Here is a 19,280-nt window from a genome sequence, read left to right as displayed (position 1 = left end):
TAGGTGAATCCTGCCTCACGGCACACCGCGATCAGATGAGAGGAGTGTTTACGCAGGTCAGGACGGCTCAGACGGACTATTCGGACAGTCGCCACGTACGCTGAATCAGGTGCGCTCCTCCCGAATTGTGGCCTCCGTCTCACTCCTTGTCGCCATGTCCGTACTACTCGGCGCGTGTTCCGACCAGAGCGGCGAATCGGCTCCACCACCGGCGGGCACCCCGGCGCCCAGCCTTCCTGCGGTCGACGTGACGACCGTGCTCGACGGCCTCGACCATCCCTGGGACGTGATCACCGCTCCGGACGGGACGATCATCACCGGCGAGCGTTCCGGACGGGTTGTCGCCCGACACCCGGACGGCCGCGTCGCGGAAGTGAGCGCCGACCGATCGGATCTGTTCGTCGGCAGCGAGACCGGACTCATGGGGATGGCGCTCGCGACCGACTTCGCCGCATCCCGAAAGGTGTTCACCTGCCAAGGGTTTCGCGACGCCAGTACCACGGACATCCGCGTGCAGAGCTGGACCGCCGACGCCGACTGGACCTCACTCACTCGAACGGGCACTGTGATCAGCGGTTTTCCGGTGACGTCGGGTAGGCACGGCGGGTGCCGCATCCTGCCGCAGCCGGACGGCACCTTGTTCATCGGCACCGGGGATTCGGCGCAGCCGAGCGTGCCGCAGAATCGTAATTCGCTCGGCGGCAAGGTACTTCACGTCGACGCCGCCACCGGACGACCCGCGGCCGGCAATCCCGACCCGACCAGTCCCATCTACACCCTTGGCCACCGCAACGTCCAGGGGCTGGCCGCTCGCCCGAACACGTCACAGATCTTCTCGATCGAGCAGGGCAGCTCTCGCGACGACGAAGTGAACCTGTTGCGAGCCGGTGCCAACTACGGGTGGAAACCGGACCGCAACCCGAATAAATACGACGAGTCTGTGCCCATGACGGATCCCGACCGGGTGCCGGGCGCGGTGGGGGCCGTATGGAGCTCCGGCCCGTCGACCATCGCCACCGGCGGCGGCACGTTCGTGACAGGCAAGGCCTGGGGCGCGTGGGACGGCAGCTTGGCCGTCGGCGCACTGAAAGGCCAGCGTGTGGTCTTGCTCCGGCTTTCGGAGGACGGAACGACAGTCGTGGAGCAGAGCACTCTCCCGGAGCTGTCCGGCACCGAGGGCCGAATCCGGACACTCGCGACACAGGCCGACGGATCACTGCTGGTGACAACCGACAACGGCTCGTCGGACAAGGTCCTTCGTGTGCGCCCGCAACCGAATAAGTAGCACGATCAGCTAATTTGCAGTAAACTTGGACGCGTGACCATCTGATGGTCAGGGGTGATTCCGGGGTGGACGGCACCGCACATCGAAGCGACCGTAAGGATTGTCGAAGTTGTCATCAGTCGAGAAGAAGTCGCGCGCTGACACGACGCGCGAACGGGTGGTCGCCGCTGCGGCTTTGGAGTTTGCAACCAAAGGCTTTCATCGCACCAACCTCAGCGACATCGCGGACCGCTGCGACATCACCAAAGCCTCGCTGTACCACTACTTTCCGTCGAAGCACGACCTCGCTATCGTTCTGATCACCTTGCAGCGAGCCGACGCCAAGACGGCGGTCGATTCTGTAGTGACACATGGGATACCGGCTCTGGAGTCTGCGGTCGACATCTCTTTCGTCATCGCACGCGAACTGACCGACAGCCCACTGGGCCGCGCGGGTTTGCGTCTCACCGAGGAGATCGGTCGCGACGCCGGCATCTACCACGAAGTGCGGATGGAATGGGAGTCGTCCTTCACCCCACTGCTGGCGAAAGCCGCCGCCGAAGGCGACGTCACCTCCGACTACCCGGCAAGTTTCCTCGCCCGAGTGGTGTCGTCGCTATTCGTCGGCTTGCTGAACTCGGCCCCGGGATGCGACGCAGACGAGCTGATCCGCGATCTGCAGCGCGCCTGGCTGATCATCCTCCCGGGAATCGTGCCGCCCGACAAGATCGCGTATTTCACGCAATTCGTCGGCCGGCGTGCCGAAGTTCGCGCACCGACAGCCCTCTAGACCGGGACGCCGGGCAGGATCACGACCTGTGAGGCGTAGGACAGACCGGCACCGAACGCGATGAGCAATGCGGTGTCGCCCGGCTTCGCTTGACCCTTGCGCAGCATCGCCTCCATCGCGAGCGGAACAGAAGCGGCGGACGTGTTGCCCATTTCCTCGATGTCGTTGGCGACCGTGCACGTGTCCGGCAATTTGAGCACCCGTGCCATCACCTCGGTGATGCGACCGTTGGCCTGGTGCGGAATGAGGACGTCCAGATCGTCAGTGGCCACGCCTGCCCTGTCGAGGGCCTCGCGACACACCTTCTCCAGCGAGTGCGCAGCCCAGCGGAAGACCATCGTTCCTTCCATCCGAAGCCACGGCCGCACCACGTCGGGACCCTGCTCCTTCAACTCCAGGAAATAGTCGGCGAACGATTTGGTCTGGCGGATGGCCTCCCACTGTTCGCCGTCCGAACCCCATGCCGTCGGACCGATTCCGTTGACCTCCGACGGGCCGACCACAACCGCGCCCGCGCCGTCGCCGAACAGGAAGGCGGTGGTCCGATCCTCCGGATTCACAGCGTCGGTCAGCTTCTCGACACCGATCACCAACACGTGGCTTGCAGTGCCTGCTCGCACCATGTCCGACCCGACGCTCAGTCCGTGGCAAAAGCCTGCGCAGCCTGCGGAGAGATCGAAGCCGGGCGTCTCCTTCATGCCAAGACCGGTCGCCACCTGAGGCGCACAAGCAGGTGTGAGCATGGTGTATGTCGAGGTTGCGACGATGACGCAGCCGATCTGATCGGGAGCGATTCCGCTCGACTCGAGCGCTTGCCTGCCTGCGGCGATACTCATCTCGATGACGGATTCGCCCTCGCCCGCGAAGCGCCGCGTATCGATGCCGGAGCGCGTCTTGATCCATTCGTCACTCGAATCGATGGGCCCAGCGACCTCGTCGTTGGTGACCACTCGCGCGGGCCGGAAGGCACCGAGACCGAGGATCGCCGTGTGATCGGCGCCCCGCTGGTCGGCAATCGAAGCAGGCATGTCGGACTCCTAAACACGTACAGAAATATGAGGGTCCCTCAGATTTTACGCCATATGAGTGCCGACAGGCAGCTAACCTTCGGTTCCGTAGGTTCACAAAGACAGACCCAAGTGTTCCCCTCCGGGGACACAACCGTGATCTTGAAATACATCCGTTCGGGACACCCGTCCAATACCGTGGTGTGAGGCACGCCACTCCGGGGTACCCGCGTGGTGATCCAACGCCTATTGCGTTCGACACACAGGCACTCGAGGTACGGGTGCCGGAAGGAGTTCTCCGATGATCGGAACCTTGATATCGGCCATCATCGCCGGAGCAATTATCGGCGCATTGGCTCGGTTGGTACTACCCGGCAAGCAGAACATCTCGATCCCGATCACCATCGGGCTCGGCATCCTCGGATCCCTGATCGGGTCCTTCATTTTCCATCAGTTCAGCAACCAGGACAACACGAAGGGAGTCGACTGGATCGCGCTGATCCTCGGCGTCATCGTCGCAGCGGTTCTGATCGTCGGCTACGAACGCTTCATCAGTGGCAGAACACGAGTCTAGAAACACAGACACAACCGTCGAGCGGGGTCCTCACGTTAAGGTGTGAGCGGCCCCGTTCGACGTTTCACAGCAGTTTCGCTGGGGTGCATCCGATTCGACAGTTAGAGGAGCCCGTGGCACGCCGACCGACCCCGCCAGGAACCCCGACGACATCTGGGGTGGGGCATGTCGTCGACCTTGTTCGCGCCGCTGTACCCCCGTTGCATTCCGCAGGCCTGCCGTTCGTCGGTGGACCGCTCGCCGTCGCCGCACTGGGCCGCAGGCACAAGTGGATCCGTCGTAGCGGAATCGCAACAGCCGCAGCATGTGCCGCCTTCTTCCGGCACCCGCATCGCGTACCGCCGACCCGCCCCGGCCTTGTGGTCTCCCCCGCCGACGGCGAGATCGCACTGGTCGACACCGCCGCTCCCCCTGCCGAACTGAATCTGGGCTCCGAGCCGCGTCCCCGCGTCAGTATCTTCCTGTCGGTGCTGGACGTTCACGTGCAGCGCAGTCCGGTCGGCGGCACCGTCAAGTCGGTGACGCATCAACGCGGCCAATTCCTTTCGGCCGACCTGGCGGAGGCCAGCGAGGTCAACGAGCGCAACTCCATGCTGCTCGAGACCGTCAGCGGCCAGCAGGTCGCGGTCGTTCAGATCGCCGGGCTGATCGCGCGCCGCATCGTCTGCAACGCCAAGGTCGGCGACACCCTGCCGATCGGCGAAACATACGGACTCATCCGCTTCGGATCTCGCGTCGACACCTACTTTCCCGTCGGCACCACGCTGCTGGTCGAGCCAGGTCAGCGTGCGGTGGGCGCCGAAACGGTGCTGGCCGAACTCCCGTGAGCGAGAAAACCGGCGTTCGCGGCAAGGCGAAAGCCCAGTTGATCCGCCCAGTTCGCTTGTTGCCGAGCGTGATCACCATCCTTGCGTTGTGCAGCGGCTTGTCGGCGGTCAAATTCGCGCTCGACGGACAACTGGGACTCGCCCTCGCAATGGTGGGTGCGGCAGCCATCCTCGACGCTCTCGACGGCCGCGTCGCCCGACTGTTGGACGCCACGTCCAAGATCGGTGCCGAACTGGACTCGTTGTCCGACGCCATCTCGTTCGGTGTTGCTCCCGCCCTCGTGCTGTACACCACGCTGCTGCACGGCGGCAGCTTCGGATGGATCATCACGCTGATCTATGCCGTGAGCATCGTGCTGCGCCTCGCCCGCTTCAACACACTGCTCGACGACGACAATCGCCCCAGTTTCGAACGCGAATTCTTTGTCGGTGTGCCCGCTCCCGCAGGCGCTTTGGTGGCTCTGCTGCCGGTCGCCATGTACGAGCAGTGGGGCGACGGCTGGTGGGACTCGACCGCCTTGGTTTCGGCGTGGATGGTGTTCTCTGCCTTGCTGATCGTCAGCACCGTCCCCACGCTGGCGTTGAAGTCCGTTTCGGTCCCGCCGCAGGCCGCCGCCGGCTTGCTGGTGCTGGTTGCGCTTGCCGCAGCGGCCCTCGTCACGTTCCCGTTGCTCCTGCTGATGGTGCTGGTCTGCCTGTACCTGGTGCACATCCCGTTCGCCATCCGGTCGCAGCGGTGGGTGGCGGCCCGACCGGAAACCTGGGACCGCAAGCCTGCGGAGCGACGTGCGCAGCGACGCGCCATTCGACGCTCGCCCAACGGCCGTCGGCGCTCGTCCGCACGGTTGGGACTGCGCAGGCCAAGCGCACGCCCCTGAGCGATGTGGTGTGACAGGGTTGTGTTGTGACCACACCCGATCTCGCGCTCACAGCCAGGTTGAACACATCCGCCGCCGATACTCGGCGCGGCGTCGTTCGATTGCATCCGGAAGCACTTGCGGCACTGGGGCTGCGTGAGTGGGACGGCGTGTCCTTGGTCGGCGCGCGGCGGACGGCCGCCGTCGTCGGCATCGCTCCTGCCGGAACTCCCACCGGGACAGTGTTGCTCGACGATGTGACGCTCTCGAACGCCGGGATCAAAGAGAACGCGACGGTGGTCCTGGCACCGGTCACCGTGTATGGGGCAAAACAGATTTCGGTAACCGGATCCGCGTTGGCGACACAATCGATTTCGACGGCAACGCTGCGCCAAGCGCTGCTGGGCAAAGTGGTGAACGTCGGCGATGCCGTCTCGCTGCTGCCGCGAGATCTGGGACCTGGCACCAGCACGGCCGCAGCGACTCAGGCACTGACCCGAACCTTCGCTGTCGCTTGGACATCCGAGCTGCTCACCGTAACCGCGGTCGATCCCGCACCAGGCCCGGTGAGCGTGCAGCCCAACACGGCGGTGCAGTGGGCGTCGACGACGAGGGGAACCGCGGTGACTTCGACCAGCGCAACCGCCGCTCCCGCGATCCCAGCCATTCCGGAGACGCCCGTTGTTCCGATCGAAGATCTGGTCGGGGCACAACCGCAAGCGGCCAAGCTCGCGGAATGGCTGGGGCTCGCGCTCGACGAGCCCGAACTGCTCAAGACGCTCGGGGCGTCACCCCACCTGGGTGTGCTGATCACCGGGCCTGCCGGTGTGGGTAAGGCGACGCTGGCGCGTGCCGTGCTCGCCAAACGACGAGTGGTCGAGTTGGACGGCCCGACGGTCGGTGCCGCCGAAATCGGCTCGCGCCTACAGGAAGTCAGCGATGCGGTCACCTCGGTCGCGTCGGGTGGTGTGCTGCTGATCACCGATATCGATGCACTGCTGCCGTCCGAGGCGGAACCGGTCGCAACGCTGATCCTCGATCAGTTGCGTGCCGCTGTGACGATTCCCGGCGTCGCATTCGTCGCCACCACAGCGCATCCGGGATCCGTCGACGACCGCCTCCGTGGCCAGGACCTGTGCGATCGCGAACTGTCCCTGGGTCTTCCGGACGGCGCAACCCGCAAGGCGATTCTCGATCTGCTGCTGCGCAAGGTGCCGACGGGCGAGCTGAAGCTCGACGACATCGCCGCCCGCGCACCAGGCTTCGTCGTCGCCGATCTTGCTGCGCTGTGCCGTGAGGCGGCGCTGCGAGCGGCATCGCGGTCCAGTAAGTCCGGCGAGAAGCCGGTGCTGACCCAGGACGATATACTCGGCGCACTCGAGGTGATCCGGCCGCTGTCACGTTCCGGTACAGAGGAATTGGCGATCGGTAGCCTCACCCTCGACGACGTCGGTGACATGGTCGAGACCAAGCAGGCACTCACCGAAGCGGTGCTGTGGCCGCTGCGGCACCCCGACTCGTTCGCACGCCTCGGCGTCGACCCGCCACACGGTGTGCTGCTCTACGGCCCGCCCGGTTGCGGTAAGACGTTCCTGGTCCGTGCGCTCGCCAGCAGTGGGCAGCTGAGTGTGCACTCGGTGAAGGGTGCCGAGCTGATGGACAAATGGGTAGGCGCATCGGAAAAGGCTGTGCGCGAGCTGTTTCAGCGTGCGCGTGATTCGGCGCCGTCGCTGGTGTTCCTCGACGAGGTGGATGCGTTGGCGCCACCGCGAGGGCAGAGCTCGGATTCCGGAGTCGGCGATCGAGTGGTCGCCGCGCTGCTCACCGAACTCGACGGCGTCGAACCACTCCGTGACGTCGTCGTGGTTGCCGCGACCAACCGGCCCGATCTGATCGATCCCGCGCTGCTGCGGCCCGGGCGTATCGAGCGGCTGGTCTTCGTTCCGCCGCCGGACGCCGCTGCGCGACGTGACATTCTGCGTACCGCAGGCAAGAACGTTCCACTGGCAGACGACGTCGAATTAGACTCGCTGGCAGACGATCTGGAGGGTTACTCCGCCGCAGACTGCGCAGCGCTGCTCCGGGAAGCTGCGCTGGCAGCCATGCGACGCAGCGTCGATGCCGCAGACGTCACGGCCGCCGACATCGCCGCAGCGCGCAAGACGGTGCGACCATCTCTCGATCCCGCACAGGTTGCCGCGCTGAAGGCGTATGCCGACAACAGAAGCGGCGGCTGACGCAGGCCCACGTTCCCCGCCTTGTCGACCCGAGTCGGGGGACCCCTCACCACGTCTAATGGAGGAAAGGGTCCCCTGATTCACGTCGTTTACTTCCAGCGGGCCAGGAGTTCGGTGGCGTGGCCTGCAAGAACCTTCTGGAAGAACGGGCCGAAGCTGACTCGGCCGACACCTAGCGCGGCGAGCGCGGCTTTGTCGTCTTGGTCGGGCAGGCCGATTGCGTTGATCGGCAATGGAAGTTCACTGGTGAGGCGACGTTGCGTCTCGTCGTCGTGCCGACCGACGGGGTAGAGAACGTCGGCACCGGCGTCGGCGGCCAACTTCAGTCGGGCGATGGCGCGATCGACGCGGTCGGCCTCGTCACCGTTCTGCTTGATAAACAGGTCGGTGCGCGCGTTGACCACTACGTGCACGCCCGCGGCATCGGCCGCCTTGCGAAGTTCGCCAACCAAGTCGGCGTGCTCTTGGGCGTCGCGGAGTCGGCCACCCTCGCTGTGCACCGTGTCCTCGATGTTGAGGCCGACACCGCCCGCATCGAGCAGTCCCTCGATCAACTGCGCCGCCGACAGGCCGTAGCCGGATTCGATGTCGACCGAAATGGGTAGGTCCACCGCACTGGTGATCTGCTTGACCCTGGTCAGTAGATCCTGGTAATCCATGCCCTCGTTGTCGGCCTTGCCGACAGAGTCCGCGACCGGGTGGCTGCCGATGGTCAGGGCCGAAAACCCCGCCTCCGCTGCGAGATTGCCGGACCAGGCATCCCAAACGGTCGGCAGGATCACCGGATCGCCGGGCTTGTGGAGCTCGAGAAGTGTGGTTGCTTTGGCGCTGAGTGCAGTCATGCAGTCCAGCGTACGTCGGCCTCCGCTACCTCACTTGATGGAAAAGGCTGCCAGGTCGGCATTTTCGTCATCCGGATCGCCGTTGGTGAATGCGGCGGTGGCAAAACCCGGTCCGAAGGACGCCGACGCGACGAGCGATGTGCGGTCGTCCGACCAGCCCCATTTGGTGCCGAGCATGGCAGGAATGTGGACGGTGCCCCAGTTCTGCGCGGTCCCGTCTGCCGCGATGGGGCTCGCGGTGGCCATCCAGCCGAGGATCGGCGAGGCCGGATCGGTGCGTTCCTTGTCGACGAGGAACGTCGCTGTGTCCTGGGCGCTCGTGTACGAGGTCCCCCAGAACGATCCGCGCCAGGTGTTGGCCAGTTGGTCTTCGGCCGCTACCGCGTCGATAGCGTTGGGGTACTTGGTGTCCAACGCACTGGCGGCGTCGTTGTCCGAGAATTGAATTGCGCGTTGGGCCAATTGCCGGTCCTGCGCCGATCCGTCACCATGGCGCAGCACGTAGTCGACTATGTAGAGCTTGATGATCGACAGAGCCGGACGAGGCTCCGACGAGTTGGGTGTACCGGTGCTGACACCCGGAATCAAGGAAACGACGGCGAATGTGGTCCGCGGATTCAGCGGGATGACGTCCAACGGTCCGGCAGGCGCCGCAGCTGCGACGCCGCTCGCGCCGAGGGCGGTCAATGCGGTCACCAAGGGAATCAAGAACTTCATTCGCATGGGCGCCAACTCTGCACATCCAAGGTCCGACGGCCATGGCAGCGAGCTGGGAGTTTGCTGTAAAAAGCACCGCACGGTCGAGGGAACTACGCCCGACTGACGCAAACCGCCCGAAATGCGCGGTAGGTTCAGCACGTGCCACCGACACTGCGTGAGCTGATTGCCGTTGTGGCTGCCCTTTTCGCAGGTGGCGCGGCTGTATTCGTATTGTCCGACGATCTGACGGCGAATTGGGTTCTGTATGCAACCGGCGGCGACAATCGATGGTGGCTGTCTGATTCGCCGACCGGCATCGCGCTCGGCGCCATCGTCGCGGTCGGAGTGTGCGTCGTCGTCGGTGTACGCGGTTCACGGCGCGGTGGCTGGGGAGCTGTTGCGGCACTAGGGGCACTGATCGTCGCGGCAACGCTCGCACCGCGCGCCGCGAGCGGCGTCGACCTTCTCGAGACCGCGCAGATCGTCAGATGCATTGCGGCAGGCGGAATGCTCGGTGCGGCCGCGGCCGCGTGCCACGGGCGGATTGCCTGGCAGTCAGCCCTCGCCGCTGGCGCAGTTGCCGCTGCGGCGAGCGCGGCCGTGCGTTCGAGCGGGGGCATCTTTCTCATATCGGGTTCCGACGAAATCGACTCATCGATCCTCCGGCACAGCGATCCGAATTGGTGGCTCCTCGCGGGAGCTGTCGTGTTGGCTGCGACCGCGGCGGCAACAACGCCATCCGGATATCAGCTGCCGCAACCGAATAGGCGATCGATCGGAAATGCGCTCGGTGGTGTAGTGGTATTCGCTATCGGCAGCCGTCTGTTTACTGAGTGGATCTCGCGTGACGCAATCAACCATCGCTCGCGCATTTGGCTCGCCGTGTTTGTTTCAGTCGGGGCACTTCTGGCGATTTCATTCACTGTGGCAAGGTTGGCTCGGCCCGGTCTCGGACGTTTCATCCTCGTCGCACTCGGTGTGGCCGCCAACTTCGCGGTACTAACTCGCGACATGCGAGCTGTGCCGCAATCGGCGCCGACACCGTGGTTCGTGTTCGTTGTCGCGCTGGCAACCATTGCCGGCCTGAGGATTTCCAGTATTCGCCCCAATGCGGTCCTGGGACTGGCAATCGTGGCGATTGTCCCCCTCTCGAGCGCACTCTCTCCAGAGTTCGGCAACAACGGAATCGGCATGGTGCTGCGCTTTGCTGTCGCCGCGTTGGGCGCTGGGTATGCCCTCGGGTCCAGCTATCCGAGCGAATCACCGTTTACGGCATTCGGCGTCGCGATACTGTCCACATCGGCATTGCAGACTGCCGCCGCGGTCCCTGAGATCAGACGAATCAACTTTTCGTCCGTTGGGGATTCACCTGCCAGTGGATTCCACTCCTTCGGTGACGCGAACGAGTACCGCCTTGCCGGGCTGGCGATGCTGATCGTGATCGTCGCCTGTGCCGCTGGCGTTTTCGGGCTGCGCGGCAAGTCCGGAACAGCGAAACCGATCGGGTTCGGGCCGGCGCGATGACAGCAGTCGTACGCTCCGCTGTCGCGCTGTTTGCCACTCTGGTGACGGGCGTGCTCGCGGGATTCACCCTGTCGGACAGCCAGATCTACACCGGCTACGAGAAGCACGGCGTCGCCGACCACAACACGGGTGTTGCGCTGGGAGCCGTAGCGGCCGTCGTCGCATGTGTGGTGCTGAGCCGATTCGTGGACCGCCGTGTCGCGTGGGTGGTCGCAGCCCTTGCCGTAGGCAGCGTCTGGGCGATCACCGCGGGCTGGCCCGAGAACGGCGGCCTCGACTACGAAGGCTCGCCCTATCTTTTTCGAATTGCTTGCGGCGGTGTACTTCTCGGTGCCGCTGCAACAGCGGTGTGGGGTCGACCACAGGGGCAGGTTGCGCTGGCTCTGGGTATCGTGTCGACATACTTGGTGGTTGCGGTGTCGGACGGATCCGGGTCCGATGTACGGCTTTTCGCAAACGCTCCGCTATGGATGTTACTTGCAGCTCTACTCGGTGCGGCGGCGGCCGCGGTGACGACGCCCGGCCACTACCTGCCCCAGCGACCGTCGAGCACGATTGCGATCACCACGATCGTCGGCGTAGCCAGCCTCGTTCTGGTCAACCGCTTCGGAGCAGGGTGGCTCACCGCGTCGGACGTCGCCTCGTCGTTTCGGTGGTGGAAGCACGTGTGGGTGGTGATCACCGCGGTCGTCGTGGCCACCGTTCTGCTGTCTCGCTGGCTACCGGCGATCGAGGGTCGATTCCTGCTCACGGTCACCGGCATCGCCGCCGCGGCAGCGCCAGTGCTTGCCGATCTGCGAATGCCGGTTCGCGGTGGGACGGCGATCTGGGTAGTGCTGATCGGAATCGTGGCCATCGGTGTGGGTCTGCGTGTGTCCGTGGTGCGGAAGCATCCGTACGCGGGACTCCTTGCGGCGGCGCTGATTCCGATCATCGATGCGGTGTCGCCGAGTTTCGGTCACCACGGTGCCTTCTTGGCCTTGCGTGTCGGCGTCATCGGCGTGGCCGCCGGCTATGCGATCGGCTCGACATTCCCTGCGGAGGCCGTTGTCGCCGCGCTCGGTTTCGGCGTGCTGTTCGCATCGACGGTATTCGGCGCCGCTACCCGGAGCACCCTGGGAAAAGACTTCGGCTGGACCCCCTACTCGGGATTGCGGCGACTGAGCGACGCACATCCCGCCTTCGACGCCCGAATGGCCGCCGCCGGCCTCGCAGCGGCAGCCTTGCTGTGCGCTGTTTTCGCGGGTCGGACACGCCACGACGCCCAGGCGTAACGTGACTCTGATGCGCGCCCGAATCGAGCCCGGCCCCGGTCAGGAGTCTGTCTGGGACTACCCACGACCGCCGCGCGTGGAGCCGACATCCGAGCGCATCGTGGTCCACCTCGGCGGAGCGGTGATAGCCGACACGACGTCGGCGGTCCGCGTGCTCGAGACCAGCCACCCGCCCGCGTACTACATTCCGCGTACCGCGTTCGTCGCGGGTGCGCTGACGCCCGCGGACGGTGCGAGCTGGTGCGAGTTCAAAGGCCATGCGTCGTATCTCGACGTCCACGGTGGCGCGGACACCGTGTCCAGCGCAGCCTGGTTCTATCCGAACCCGTCAACCGGCTTCGAGGCGCTGGCGGGACTCGTTTCCCTCTATCCCGGGCGAATGGAAACGTGCGAGGTCGACGGAGAGACCGTGGTCGCGCAGGACGGCGGGTTCTACGGCGGCTGGATCACCTCGCGAGTCGTCGGTCCCTTCAAAGGAGCGGCAGGCACCCGCGGCTGGTGAATGATGCGGCAGATCCGACTCCATCGTCGCGTGACTCCATCGTCGCGCAAGGGCGGACCGCTTACGGCAACTGACGAACCGCTGAACGAAGTCGTTACACCATCTCGACGTTTGCTTTGCCGTCACCCGCTAGATGTCGAGGACACTTACAGTTCGCGCCCGTGGATCGACGACAGATGCTCACCGTGCTGGCCGCCGCCGTCGTTGCGGGGTGTGGTCGAGTATCGGCGGCTACCGGCACGGGTGCTGAGTCGACCGACACCACAGCGTTGCCGAGCAGCCCTCGCAGTCAGGCTGCCGCGCCGTCGGCAGGCTTGTTGCCGCCGCCGCCGGCGAGCCGCCGGATCACGCTGCCCGGTGGCGGCGCGTTGACGTCGATTCCGGGCGACGGCGACCTGCTCGCGTTGACTGTCGACGACGGCGTCGACAGCGATGTCGTGCGTCTCTACACACAGTTCGCACGAGACAGCGGTGTGCGGCTGACGTATTTCGTCAACGGTATCTACGACTCCTGGACCGACAACGCGGCCCTGTTGCGCCCACTCGTCGACGCCGGCCGGATTCAGCTGGGAAACCACACCTGGTCGCACCCGGACCTCACGACGATCTCGTCGAAGGAGATCGCCGCCCAGTTGACCAGGAACGACACCTTTCTTCGGAAGAAATACGGTGTCGACGCAACACCGTATTTTCGCCCGCCCTACGGCAACCACAGTGCGACCGTCGACTCGGTTGCGGCCGAACTCGGATACACGACGCCGACGCTGTGGTTCGGATCGTTGTCGGACTCGACCCTGATAACCGAGGACTACCTGGTTCGCATGGCGCAGCAGTACTTCAGGCCACAAGCGATCGTGATCGGGCACCTCAATCATGCGCCCGTCACGCACGTCTACCCGCAACTGATCGAGATCATCCGCTCCCGGAATCTTCGGACCGTCACCCTCGACGACGTCTTCATCGCACCACCGCGCACACCGGCGTAGGCCGCGCAATCCTGTGACCCGCAACGAGTCGCCCTAGGAGGGGCCGCTATGCCATTCGTAGAGCGAGGACGCCGTCATTCTTCCGAAGTTGTTTCGGCGGCTGAGTGACTACCTCCGGCTGACACGACGACCGCTCAGCCGCCGGCAGTTTCCGGACTTCGCGGTAGTTTCACCCCGTGCCTCCGATACTTCGTGAACTGATCACGCTCGTCGCTGGGTTGTTCGGGGCCGGGCTTGCGGGCTTTGTGTTGGCCGACGCTCGCAGCGGCAATTGGGCATTCATCGCCGATCCAGCTCAGCTCGAACGATGGCACAGCAGCGCGCCGTCCGGTGTCGCGATAGGCGTGGTGGTGGCCGTCCTGGTGTGCATCTTGATCGGTCAGCAAGGCTCGAGCAGAGGTGCTTGGGTCGCCGTAGCCGTGTTCAGCCTGATCGTCGGCATCATCACCGCCATCCAACAGCAGTTCACGAGCCTCGACGTCGTGACCGCATTGCACTATGTCCGCGCCGTCGCCGCTGGCGGAATTCTCGGGGCGGTGATCGCCGCGCTGTGGGCACGCGCGCCGGGGCGACTAGCGGTATCCGTCGGAGCGGTATCGGCATTCCTGCTGGCCAAGGCATGGAACTCGGCAGGCGCAATCGGCGGAACCCGAATCGGCACGGCAGCATCTCAGCTCGGCGATCCGCCATCCTGGCTTTCCATCGCGGCGATCCTGCTCGCAGTTGCGGCTGCATGGACAGCCCAGACGGGGTTTCGACTACAACGGCCAGATCCGCGGTCGCTCCGCGTCGTCATCGTCGGAGCGATCGTTCTCGCTCTGGCGCACCGTTTGCTCGGTCAATGGATCGGCAACCAGGAGTACGGATCCCGAATTCGTATCTGGGTGGTGATCGCGATTTCATTGGTGATCGTGCTGGCGTCGGTCGAGCTGATTGCACGCTTCGCTCCGGCACCGGACGGGCGATTCCTGCTCGCCGCGACAGGGTGCGCGGCAGCCGCCATGCCGGTGCTCGGCGACTTCGCCAGTGCAACGATCTCAGGCCAGTGGATCATTCTGGTCGGTGTCCTGGCAGTGGTTGTGGGACTACGGCTTTCGGTCGACAGGCCGCATCCTGTTGCGGGATTGGCTGTCGCTGCGTTGATTCCGCTCGTAACGGCCGCGTGGCCGACTTTCGGCAACGACGGCGTATTGCTGTTGGTCCGGGTCGCAGTGCTGGGATTCGGGATTGCCCACGCGGTCGGCTCGACGTTTCCGACCGAACCTGCCATTGCTGCATTGGGTTTGGGGATTCCGTTCAGCGCCTTCGTGCTGACCGAGGCCGCGTCCGTGCCGTTACGCTTCAACTTCTACGGGGGTTCGTACGAGCCGCTGTCCGACACCTATTACAGTCCGCTTCCGGGCGTGACATCGTCCGACGCATTTTCGACGAGCCTGTCGATCGAGTTCACCGAGGTCAGCAATGACCTTCGGTTTGTCGGTATCGCCCTTCTGCTCACCGTAGTCTTCTGCGCCGCAGCCATTCTCGTGCCGACTATCCCGCGAGCGTCACGCCGATGAGCGCGATGGTTGCGACCCATGCCGTCGAGATCGTGGCGAGCACGAAGGGACGCGGTCCGACCTTCTTGATGGTGGCAACGTGAACCCCGGCGCCGAGGGCGAACATCGCCGCGGTCAGTAGGGCCGTCTGCACGAACTTCGCATCCGCGAGAACAGCGGAAGGCATTGCGCCGGTTGAGCGGAGCACAACACAGGCGATGAATCCGATGACGAACAACGGGACCAGCGGCGGGCGCTTGATGTTCGCATCGTCCCCGATGAGACGGCGCTGACGAACACTGAGCACGGTCATGACGGGAGCCAGCATCAGCACTCGTGCGAGCTTCACAACCACAGCAACAGCCAATGCAGATCCACCGATTGCACCACCCGCGGCGACCACCTGAGCGACCTCGTGGATGGCACCGCCGGCCCACATTCCCGAATCGTTGTCGGACATGCCGAGCAGGCGGGCTAGCAGCGGGATCACCGGGATCATCAGGGTTCCGAAGATGACGACAAGCGCGACCGCCGTGAGCAGTTCCTCTTCATCGGCATCCACGACTCCGTCGACGGCAGCAACTGCTGCCGCACCACAGATCGAGAATCCGCATGCGATCAGCAGACGCTGTGTCCAGGTCAAGCCGAGAAGCTTTCCGGCGAACATCGTGCCGGTGATACCGAGGCAGACGATGGCCACCACGACGACGATCACACCCCAGCCGAGCGCGAGGATGTCGCTGAGCATCAGCTGAAATCCCAGCAGGGCAACCCCGACGCGGAGCAACTTCTTTGCCGAGAACTGCAGGCCCGGCTTCACGGTCTGGGGCAGCGAAACCACGTTCGCCAGGATCGCGCCGAGCACAATCGCAATCAGCAGGGGGCTCGCCGTCGAATACACCGAGTTCACGGCCATCGCGACGGCGGTGGCGATGGCGCACAATGCCAAGCCCGGCGTCAGCGATGCTGTGAGAGTCGCGAGGCGGGATCCCCGCGCTTTGTCCTGTCGATCTTGGTTGATCGTATGTCTTGTGCTCAGTTGGCTACTCATGTATCCACAGTCCGTGAAACGGAGCCGATGCGGTAGAGAGCAATTCGGCACAACGGTAGATCAATTTGATATGGATCAGCGCACAGTTATGCGCATTCCGCATGACCAGGAAGGGTCCGCGACCCCCTCGTCGAGGCGACAGAGTGCACCTGCCGAGCTAGCCGGTACCGTCCCTGCGGGCCAACCGAACCAACTCACCTGCAGGGCCGATCAGCTGGCGAGGCGGTCGCCACACCGCACGCAACGATCGGTGGAGGTCGAGACCGTCCACCTCGACGACCCGGAAGTCGCCGGATTGCACCTGGTCGGCAACGGCGAGAGTGCTGAGCACGGCCGGACCGACCCCGCCGAGCACGCTGGTCCGAATGGCTGCGGCACTGGCGAGTTCGATCAAAGGAGCGGAGCGCTCGTAGTCCTGCAGAGCGAGATCCAGGGTGGTGCGGGTACCCGATCCCGGTTCTCGAACGATCAGCGGAGCCGCCGCGAGTTCGGCGGCCGTCAGCGGCTTTCGGCGACGAGCCCAGGGGTGGTCGGCGGGAACGACCAGGACGAGGCGGTCCCTACCGACCACGACGCTGTGCAGATTTCGCGGCACCGTCGGCGACTCCACGAACCCCACGTCGCAAGATCCGTCGGCGATCCGATCGAAGACCTGAGACGAATTGGTCACCTGCAGGTGAATGCGCACCTCCGGATGTAGGCCACGAAACGTGCCCAGCCACCGCGGAACGAGGTGCTCGGCGACGGTCATGCTCGCAACTACCGTCAGCTCCACGGAGCGGTCGGCTCGCAATCCGTCGACGATATCGAGCAATTTGTCCGTGTCCGCGAGAACTTTTCGGGCCCAATGTGCAATGACGGTGCCCTGCGGTGTCAACGTCGACCCGGTTGGGCTGCGCTGCAGCAGCGGCATTCCGAAATGCTGCTCCAGCTGTTTGATCGCCCTGCTCGCATTGGGTTGCGCCATACCGGTTTTGCGGCTCGCGGCACTGAGACCGCCGTGATCGTCGACCCCGACCAGCAGTTCGAGAGCGCCCAAGTCGGGCCATCGCCTGGTCACTCTGCGTCGGCGTCCAGAAATGCTCGGCCCCGCGGGCTCAAGCGATAGCCCACCTCCAAGCTTTCGGTGAGGCCGAGCTCCTTCAATCGACGTACTCGGAGCTTGAAATCGGGACGTTCCATGCCGACTTCGGCGGCCAGTTCGGTCGACACCACTTCGGGCCGTTCACCGATCAGTCGCAGCACGGCCCGGGTCCAGGTGATCTTGGCGTCCATCCGGTCGAGGCGTTTGCGGATCTGCTGAAAGTCGTCGTCGGAGAGATCCGCACTCGCCCGCAAGGTTTTTCGCGGATCCTCGCCACCGAACCGAACGCCGACCTTGTACAGATCACCGCCGCGGGACTTCTTGTCCACCAGGGCAAGGAGTTTCGGGGCGGTGTCGAAGCCTGCCTTACGCGCGTCGGCCTCGGAGATCTTCTTCACCTTGGCGATGGAGACGATCTCCACCACTCCACGTGAGCTTCGGATACGTGAGCCCGGTTTGACCCGAACCTGTTCCCAGCGTCGAAACGCCAGCGTGATCGTTCCTGCTTCGATTCCTTCGATCGCTGCGGGTGTGAAGAGCATGACCAATCGTAGGCATACTCTCCCTGCGCAGGGTGACGACCAGCAAGACCAGGTAGGCCGCGATGATCACGCCCTGCTCGATCATCGCCGGCGCACCGTGGTCGGCGGCGTTGGCGAAGCCGACCCAGCAATACGTGAGGATCGCGCCGGCCGCGAGCGAGACCGGCCGGAACTTGCCCGCTAGCATCCCGCCGATCACCAGTACCGCAACCAACGCGAGGGTGCCGAGCCAGGGCGAGATTTGATCGTCGAGTTTCGATGCGAGTTGGAATGCCGATGTGACAGCGAGTCCGACGAACAGTCCACCGGAACGATGCGCTGCGGGCAGACGACGCGGGAGACGGACGGCGATCACGGCTGTGACGAGTGCGATCGCCGCGGCCGAGGCGAGCTGCAGGGGCGACGCCATGAAGTGCTCGTCGCTCATGCCGAGGCTGACGGCGAAGATGCCGATCGAGCCCAACGCGAAGATCATCGAGCACACCGAAAGTCCCACTCGACGCAACCGGGGTGCCTCACCGAAGTTGGCCTCGAACAACGCAATCGGCGAGCCCATGCTCCAGATTACGTGCAGCGGAATGACGAATACCGTCCACTCGGCGCCGATGCCGAGCGCCGGAATGTATGCCGGTGCGAGGAGGTGTTGGCCGACGTAGTCGGGGTTGAACAGCGATTGCGTCAGCAGCCCCTCTTCGAAGACGCCGAATGCGAACGCCAGCAACATGATTCCTGGCCAACCGAGCTGCAACCGGCGGGCCGTCTCGCGGATCAGGATTGCGCCGCTTCCGTAGAACACCACGAAGAAGAGCAGCATCCCCACTTGTGCGCCCGCGCCCGCAGAACTCAGGTATTGGTCGCCGAGGAGAAATTCGGCCGTCAGTGCCGACAGGAACGCCAATGCGACCAGCGGCAGGGTTCGTTTCTTCATGGATCAATCGTGGGCTCGGCGGTCCTTGCCCGCCCATGACCATTGTCATGCAATCGAGCGTGAATTTCCGTGCACTGGCACCCGCCTTCGCGCGTGACGGCTCCGCATCGGCGAGCCGCGGTTGTTGGCGGGTAAGGGTTCTCGGAATCGGTCGCGTTGTACGGGTGGGATGAACCACGGGTGGCGGTCGTCGCCGATGACAACTTGCCAGCCGCTGTGATGAATCATCCGGTGATGAAACCGGCAGAGCAGCACCAAATTATCCAAATCCGTCGGTCCGCCCTCTGCCCAATGCTTGACATGATGCCCGTCGCACCACGACGGGGGTCGTCCGCAGCCAGGGAACGCGCACCCGTGATCCCGAGCGACCAACGCCCGCCGCAGTTTCCGCGAAACCACCTTCGTGGTGCGACCCAAATCGATCGGGGTGCCGTTCTCGTCCAACAAAATCGGGGACAGGGTGCAGTCGCAGGCCAACCGACGCACCGTATCGACCGACAAGGGTCCCACCCAGGGCATCCAACCCACATCCGTTTGGGCGAACATCTCGTCGTAGGCACCCCGATCCGCAGCAGGCCTTTCGACGAGATCGTTGGCGTTGATGTGGACGTGCAGGTGTGGGCGTTCGTTGCCTTCGTCGGGTCCGCACGCGGCATCGTGGTAGCGGCGCAGCACCTCGGTCAACGCATCCGCACGGCGTTGCGCTGGGGGTGCGTCGGTCGGGTTCGGCATCGGAGTCGAGCCGTGGTTTCGA

Annotated in this window: 19 protein-coding genes; 11 read left to right on the top strand and 8 right to left on the bottom strand. The window is 64.5% G+C overall.

The window, feature by feature from the left end; translation table 11 throughout:
• Positions 1-154 precede the first annotated feature (154 nt).
• Together FOY51_RS14410 and FOY51_RS14405 are read left to right on the top strand one after the other, a co-directional pair.
• Positions 155-1,285 carry a PQQ-dependent sugar dehydrogenase gene (locus tag FOY51_RS14410; RefSeq protein WP_149430944.1) on the top strand — a complete coding sequence of 377 codons (1,131 nt, stop codon included), beginning with the start codon at positions 155-157 and terminating at the stop codon, positions 1,283-1,285.
• Positions 1,286-1,394: 109 nt separating this feature from the next.
• The gene (locus tag FOY51_RS14405) at positions 1,395-2,054 is read left to right on the top strand and encodes a TetR family transcriptional regulator (RefSeq protein WP_187776321.1); all 660 of its coding nucleotides are present in this window, start codon (positions 1,395-1,397) and stop codon (positions 2,052-2,054) included.
• On the opposite strand, the gene FOY51_RS14400 is transcribed toward FOY51_RS14405, so the two are convergent.
• A complete protein-coding gene (locus FOY51_RS14400) occupies positions 2,051-3,082 on the bottom strand; it encodes a beta-ketoacyl-ACP synthase III (protein ID WP_149430942.1) in 1,032 nt (343 codons plus the stop codon). The two genes, FOY51_RS14405 and FOY51_RS14400, sit on opposite strands and share 4 nt — an antisense overlap.
• A gap of 280 nt (positions 3,083-3,362) precedes the next feature.
• On the opposite strand from FOY51_RS14400, the gene FOY51_RS14395 reads away from it, so the two are divergent.
• The 4 genes from FOY51_RS14395 to FOY51_RS14380 all read left to right on the top strand — a co-directional run bounded on the left by FOY51_RS14395 (position 3,363) and on the right by FOY51_RS14380 (position 7,556).
• The gene (locus tag FOY51_RS14395) at positions 3,363-3,635 is read left to right on the top strand and encodes a GlsB/YeaQ/YmgE family stress response membrane protein (protein WP_149430941.1); all 273 of its coding nucleotides are present in this window, start codon (positions 3,363-3,365) and stop codon (positions 3,633-3,635) included.
• 113 nt (positions 3,636-3,748) lie between these two features.
• On the top strand, positions 3,749-4,462 hold the full coding sequence (locus FOY51_RS14390) for a phosphatidylserine decarboxylase (RefSeq protein WP_149430940.1): 714 nt from the start codon (positions 3,749-3,751) through the stop codon (positions 4,460-4,462).
• Positions 4,459-5,340, top strand: coding sequence for a CDP-alcohol phosphatidyltransferase family protein (locus FOY51_RS14385; RefSeq protein ID WP_235916335.1), 882 nt, complete (start codon positions 4,459-4,461; stop codon positions 5,338-5,340). The genes FOY51_RS14390 and FOY51_RS14385 overlap by 4 nt, the downstream gene beginning before the upstream one ends.
• A 26-nt stretch (positions 5,341-5,366) precedes the next feature.
• On the top strand, positions 5,367-7,556 hold the full coding sequence (locus FOY51_RS14380) for an AAA family ATPase (RefSeq protein ID WP_149430939.1): 2,190 nt from the start codon (positions 5,367-5,369) through the stop codon (positions 7,554-7,556).
• A gap of 89 nt (positions 7,557-7,645) precedes the next feature.
• Here FOY51_RS14380 and FOY51_RS14375 read toward each other — a convergent pair whose 3' ends face one another.
• Both FOY51_RS14375 and FOY51_RS14370 read right to left on the bottom strand, forming a co-directional pair.
• Positions 7,646-8,398 (bottom strand): isocitrate lyase/PEP mutase family protein, encoded by a 753-nt coding sequence (locus FOY51_RS14375; RefSeq protein WP_149430938.1) that lies wholly within the window; start codon positions 8,396-8,398, stop codon positions 7,646-7,648.
• 30 nt (positions 8,399-8,428) lie between these two features.
• Positions 8,429-9,121, bottom strand: a complete 693-nt coding sequence (locus tag FOY51_RS14370) for a serine hydrolase (RefSeq protein WP_149430937.1) — start codon at positions 9,119-9,121, stop codon at positions 8,429-8,431.
• Positions 9,122-9,256: 135 nt separating this feature from the next.
• Between FOY51_RS14370 and FOY51_RS14365 the strand changes: the two genes are divergently transcribed.
• The 5 genes from FOY51_RS14365 (at position 9,257) to FOY51_RS14345 (ending at position 14,942) form a co-directional block, all read left to right on the top strand.
• Positions 9,257-10,621, top strand: a complete 1,365-nt coding sequence (locus FOY51_RS14365; protein WP_149430936.1) for a hypothetical protein — start codon at positions 9,257-9,259, stop codon at positions 10,619-10,621.
• A complete protein-coding gene (locus tag FOY51_RS14360; protein WP_149430935.1) occupies positions 10,618-11,895 on the top strand; it encodes a hypothetical protein in 1,278 nt (425 codons plus the stop codon). The genes FOY51_RS14365 and FOY51_RS14360 overlap by 4 nt, the downstream gene beginning before the upstream one ends.
• A 10-nt stretch (positions 11,896-11,905) precedes the next feature.
• The gene (locus FOY51_RS14355) at positions 11,906-12,397 is read left to right on the top strand and encodes a DUF427 domain-containing protein (RefSeq protein WP_149430934.1); all 492 of its coding nucleotides are present in this window, start codon (positions 11,906-11,908) and stop codon (positions 12,395-12,397) included.
• A gap of 161 nt (positions 12,398-12,558) precedes the next feature.
• On the top strand, positions 12,559-13,383 hold the full coding sequence (locus FOY51_RS14350) for a polysaccharide deacetylase family protein (protein WP_187776320.1): 825 nt from the start codon (positions 12,559-12,561) through the stop codon (positions 13,381-13,383).
• A 176-nt stretch (positions 13,384-13,559) separates the two neighbouring features.
• Complete coding sequence (locus FOY51_RS14345) at positions 13,560-14,942, top strand: hypothetical protein (protein WP_149430933.1); 1,383 nt, start codon at positions 13,560-13,562, stop codon at positions 14,940-14,942.
• Here FOY51_RS14345 and FOY51_RS14340 read toward each other — a convergent pair.
• The 5 genes from FOY51_RS14340 to FOY51_RS27800 all read right to left on the bottom strand — a co-directional run bounded on the left by FOY51_RS14340 (position 14,917) and on the right by FOY51_RS27800 (position 19,258).
• Positions 14,917-15,972, bottom strand: coding sequence for a YeiH family protein (locus FOY51_RS14340; protein WP_149430932.1), 1,056 nt, complete (start codon positions 15,970-15,972; stop codon positions 14,917-14,919). The two genes, FOY51_RS14345 and FOY51_RS14340, sit on opposite strands and share 26 nt — an antisense overlap.
• A gap of 157 nt (positions 15,973-16,129) precedes the next feature.
• Entirely contained in the window at positions 16,130-17,032 is a 903-nt protein-coding gene (locus FOY51_RS14335) for a LysR family transcriptional regulator (RefSeq protein ID WP_149430931.1), read from the bottom strand.
• Complete coding sequence (locus FOY51_RS14330; RefSeq protein WP_353961372.1) at positions 17,029-17,478, bottom strand: hypothetical protein; 450 nt, start codon at positions 17,476-17,478, stop codon at positions 17,029-17,031. The genes FOY51_RS14335 and FOY51_RS14330 overlap by 4 nt, the downstream gene beginning before the upstream one ends.
• The gene (locus tag FOY51_RS27975; RefSeq protein ID WP_353961371.1) at positions 17,423-18,526 is read right to left on the bottom strand and encodes a hypothetical protein; all 1,104 of its coding nucleotides are present in this window, start codon (positions 18,524-18,526) and stop codon (positions 17,423-17,425) included. Before FOY51_RS27975 ends, FOY51_RS14330 begins: the two co-directional genes overlap by 56 nt.
• 45 nt (positions 18,527-18,571) lie before the next feature.
• Positions 18,572-19,258 carry an HNH endonuclease signature motif containing protein gene (locus FOY51_RS27800; protein WP_253072996.1) on the bottom strand — a complete coding sequence of 229 codons (687 nt, stop codon included), beginning with the start codon at positions 19,256-19,258 and terminating at the stop codon, positions 18,572-18,574.
• Positions 19,259-19,280: the final 22 nt, after the last annotated feature.

It is taken from the genome of Antrihabitans cavernicola, from assembly GCF_008297975.1.
Taxonomy (GTDB): Bacteria; Actinomycetota; Actinomycetes; order Mycobacteriales; family Mycobacteriaceae; genus Antrihabitans; species Antrihabitans cavernicola.
This window is presented reverse-complemented; position numbering and strand designations above follow the sequence as displayed.

What these genes read in the sequence shown, in the direction of transcription:
- FOY51_RS14410 (WP_149430944.1), top strand. Translation starts at nt 155, where the DNA reads ATGTCCGTACTACTCGGCGCGTGTTCCGACCAGAGCGGCGAATCGGCT.
- FOY51_RS14400 (WP_149430942.1), bottom strand. Translation starts at nt 3,082, where the DNA reads ATGCCTGCTTCGATTGCCGACCAGCGGGGCGCCGATCACACGGCGATC.
- FOY51_RS14395 (WP_149430941.1), top strand. Translation starts at nt 3,363, where the DNA reads ATGATCGGAACCTTGATATCGGCCATCATCGCCGGAGCAATTATCGGC.
- FOY51_RS14375 (WP_149430938.1), bottom strand. Translation starts at nt 8,398, where the DNA reads ATGACTGCACTCAGCGCCAAAGCAACCACACTTCTCGAGCTCCACAAG.
- FOY51_RS14370 (WP_149430937.1), bottom strand. Translation starts at nt 9,121, where the DNA reads ATGCGAATGAAGTTCTTGATTCCCTTGGTGACCGCATTGACCGCCCTC.
- FOY51_RS14360 (WP_149430935.1), top strand. Translation starts at nt 10,618, where the DNA reads ATGACAGCAGTCGTACGCTCCGCTGTCGCGCTGTTTGCCACTCTGGTG.
- FOY51_RS14355 (WP_149430934.1), top strand. Translation starts at nt 11,906, where the DNA reads ATGCGCGCCCGAATCGAGCCCGGCCCCGGTCAGGAGTCTGTCTGGGAC.
- FOY51_RS14340 (WP_149430932.1), bottom strand. Translation starts at nt 15,972, where the DNA reads ATGAGTAGCCAACTGAGCACAAGACATACGATCAACCAAGATCGACAG.
- FOY51_RS27975 (WP_353961371.1), bottom strand. Translation starts at nt 18,526, where the DNA reads ATGAAGAAACGAACCCTGCCGCTGGTCGCATTGGCGTTCCTGTCGGCA.
- FOY51_RS27800 (WP_253072996.1), bottom strand. Translation starts at nt 19,258, where the DNA reads ATGCCGAACCCGACCGACGCACCCCCAGCGCAACGCCGTGCGGATGCG.